Here is a 2,158-nt window from a genome sequence, read left to right as displayed (position 1 = left end):
AAACAAACGAAGAACAAAAACTCCTAGAAGAAAATGAAAACTTAGTAAAAGAACTAGAAAAACTAAAAGCAGCCCTAGAATTAAAAAGCCCAGAAGAAAAACAAAATAAAAAACAAAAAGTCATCAAAGTAAAAAATATAGATGAAAAAACTACAAGAGAAAACTTAATAGATTTAGAGTTATTTGAAGCTGGATATGACGTAAAAAACTTCAAAAATGGCAAAGATACAGAATATAAGCTAGTACTTGAAGATGGCTCTTTTGGCTATGCTGATTATGTTATTTGGAATGATGATATACCAATAGCAGTAATAGAAGCAAAAAGAACAAGTGCAGATGTAAACAAAGGAAAACACCAAGCCCAAGTTTATGCAAATGCCTTAAAAAAGAAGTTTGGAAATGAAGTTTTAATCTTTGTAACAAATGGGAGAGTTATTGAGTATAAAAATGAACTTTATCCTTTTAGAGAAATACATAGCTTTTTTCCAAAAGACGAACTTTTACGAGCTTTAAATAAATTAGAATCAATCAAAAAAAATATCCCTTCCAAATTTGAAATAAATAATGATATTACAAATAGAGGGTATCAAAAAAGAGCAATAAAAAATGTTCTAAAAAACTACGAAAGCAAGAAATCAAGAGCCTTATTAGTAATGGCAACAGGATCTGGAAAAACAAGAGTTGCAGCTAGTATTACAGATGTATTATTAAAAGCCTCATGGATAAGAAAGGTTCTTTTTTTAGCAGATAGAAAAGAGCTTGTAAAACAAGCACGTAAAAATTTTGATGAGTATTTGAGTGAAACATCTGTTAATCTAGTACTTGAAAAAGATTTACAAAATCGTATGCATTTTGGAACATACGAAACAGTACATAATCTAATAAAAAAAGACAAATACAATAGTGCATTCTTTGATTTAATCATAGTAGATGAAGCACATAGAAGTATATATAAAAAATACAAAGCAATATTTGAGTATTTTGACTCTTTAGTATTAGGACTTACTGCTACTCCAACAGGAGAGATTCATAGAAATACTTATGAGTTTTTTCAAACAGATTTTGAAGAACCAACAGACTCATATACACTAGACCAAGCCATAGAAGATGAATATCTAGTGAATTTTAATGCTTTCGAGATTGATTTAGGGATTGTTTCCCGTGGTATTAACTATGCTGATTTATCAAATGATGAAAAAGAAGAGTTTGAAGAAAAGTTCGAAAATGAATTTGATGAAGAACTAGAAGATGATAAAAAGAATATTGATGCAAAAGAGATAAACAAAAGAATACTAAACAAAGAAACAAATGAAAAAGTATTAGATTATCTTTTTAATCATGGTCTAAAAATAGAAGATGGAAATAAAATAGGAAAAACTATAATATTTGCAAAAAACCAAAAACACGCAGAATTTATAAAACAAGTTTTTGATTTAAAATATCCAAGTATTAGCGAAATAGCACAAATTATACATAGTGAAATAGCACATGTTGATTCATTATTAGATGATTTTAAAAACCCATCTAAAAATCCACAAATAGCTATAAGTGTTGATATGCTTGATACTGGTATTGATGTACCTGAAATATTAAACTTAGTATTTTTCAAGCCAATTAAATCAAAAACAAAATTTTGGCAAATGATAGGACGTGGTACAAGACTATGCCCTGATATATTTGATGTAGGTGTTGATAAAGACTCTTTTAAAATATTTGATTTTTGTCAAAACTTTACATACTTTGGAGTAAATAGTGAAGGTTTAAAACCAAGTAATACTAAATCTCTAAAAGAGCGGTTATTTTTAAAAAGAGTTAAACTTCTAATGAACTTGGAAGAGGATAGTCTAAAAGAGAATATCCAAAGTATAGTAAAACAACAAATTTCTAATATTAATGCAAAAGCATACAATGTAAAAAAACACAAGCACTTAATTCAAGACTTACAAAAAAACTCTTTGGATTTTATAAGTGATGATATGTTTAGTGATATTAATACAATTTGTGAATATATTGAAGATTCTAGTGATTATGAAGTGCAAAGATTTGAGATACTTATTTTAAATACACAAGAAAATATTTTAAATGAAAAAAACAATGATAAAAATATAAAAGAGTTAAAACAAAAAGCACAGATTTTAAGAACAAGAGATATAAAAGA

The 2,158-nt window shown here is 27.1% G+C and carries 1 protein-coding gene; it reads left to right on the top strand.

Going from position 1 to position 2,158, the window contains the following annotated elements; genetic code table 11:
* Positions 1 to 2,158, top strand: a 2,158-nt coding sequence (locus ACERKK_RS12965) for a DEAD/DEAH box helicase family protein (protein WP_373773494.1), incomplete at both ends; no start/stop codon positions are given.

The organism is Poseidonibacter sp. (assembly GCF_041821165.1).
In the GTDB taxonomy this organism is placed as follows: domain Bacteria; phylum Campylobacterota; class Campylobacteria; order Campylobacterales; family Arcobacteraceae; genus Poseidonibacter.
This window is presented reverse-complemented; position numbering and strand designations above follow the sequence as displayed.